1 protein-coding gene is annotated in these 1,302 nt (G+C 67.0%); it reads right to left on the bottom strand.

The genetic code is table 11. From position 1 onward, the window contains the following. Window positions 1–44 precede the first annotated feature (44 nt). Window positions 45–1,229, bottom strand: a complete 1,185-nt coding sequence (locus tag ACFC1W_RS15965; protein ID WP_375994595.1) for an IS481 family transposase — start codon at window positions 1,227–1,229, stop codon at window positions 45–47. Window positions 1,230–1,302 lie beyond the last annotated feature (73 nt).

Genomic DNA, 1,302 nt, shown 5'->3' with positions numbered 1-1,302 from the left:
TGTGATGAGTCGCGACATAGGTCTCACCTGAGTCGCGTCATAGGTCACGTTTTGGAAGCCCCTGGCCAGCGGCCGGGGGCTTTCATCGTGTTGCGCCAGTAGATCTTGTCGGGGTCGATCTGGTTGGTGGCGATGATCTCGCCGGTGCGGGTTGCGACGACGGTGATGGTGGTGTCGTCAGCGAGCAGGAGCACCGGGGTGCCGCGGTGGTCGGCGCCGATTCCGAGGTGGTGCATGCGTCCGGCGCGGCGGAAGCTTATCTTCCCGTTGCTGCCAACGTGGTCGTGACGGACGCGGTAGTGGGCGCGATCATCATGCCCGGCGGGGGCGGCTTTCGGTGTTGCGGCGTAGGCCGTCGCTGGGGTGAGCCCGTCTCGGGCGCGGTGCGGACGGTGGCGGTTGTAGTGGTCGCGGAACGCGTCCAGCTGGGTTTGCAGCTCGGGGATGTTCGCGGCGCGAGGGCGGGCGGTGAGCCACCGCTTCAGAGTCTGGTGGAAGCGTTCGATCTTCCCCTGGGTTTGCGGGTGGTTCGGGGCGCCGTTCTTCTGCCGGATGCTCAGGACGGCGAGGACGTATTCGAATTCGTTGCGGCCGCCGCCGTGGCGGGCGGTATAGACGCGACCGTTGTCGGTCAGGGTTGATGCGGGCGGGCCGTAGGCGTCGACGGCGGCGAGGAAGGTGTCCACGACGTGCCGGCCGGTGACGGGGCGGTGGGCGGTGCACGACAGGAGCAGGCGGGAGTGGTCGTCGAGCCAGTTCAGGATCTCCACTTCGGTGCCGTCGGCGAGGCGCCAGTGGGTGAAGTCGGACTGCCAGGTCTCGTTCGGCTGGGCGGCTTCGAATCGGATATAGGAGGAGCGGGGTCGTTTGCGTGGCTCGGGGGTGATCAGCCCGGCGGCGTGCAGGATCCGGCGGATCGTGGACGTCGACGGCGCCCGGAGGCCTTCCTGGCCCAGGTGCCACGCGATCGTGACCGGTCCGGCGTCTGTTCCCGCCGCGGTCAACGCGATCCGCAACTGCACCACCCGATCCCGGACCCGTTCGGTGACAGTGTGCGGGGAGGTGAGCGGCGCTCTCGAGCGGGCCTTGATCCCGTCGAGGCCGTCTTGTCGATACCGGGCGAGGAGACGCTGCAGATGCCGACGCGAGACCCCGTACCGAGTTGCCGCGTCGGTGACCGAGAGTTCCCCAGCGACGATCTTCAACACGATCACCCGATGCTTTGACATGCAACGGACTGTGACCTATGTCCCGACTCACCAGCGGCGTATCACCTGCGACATATGTCGTGAACTTGTACAC

Source organism: Microbacterium sp. NPDC056003, from assembly GCF_042274785.1.
Taxonomy (GTDB): Bacteria; Actinomycetota; Actinomycetes; order Actinomycetales; family Microbacteriaceae; genus Microbacterium.
Note: the sequence above shows the minus strand (reverse complement) of the source record. Positions and strands in the feature narration are given on the sequence as shown.

Excerpts from the sequence above, each read along its gene's own strand:
- ACFC1W_RS15965 (WP_375994595.1), bottom strand. The coding sequence starts at position 1,229 with ATGTCAAAGCATCGGGTGATCGTGTTGAAGATCGTCGCTGGGGAACTC.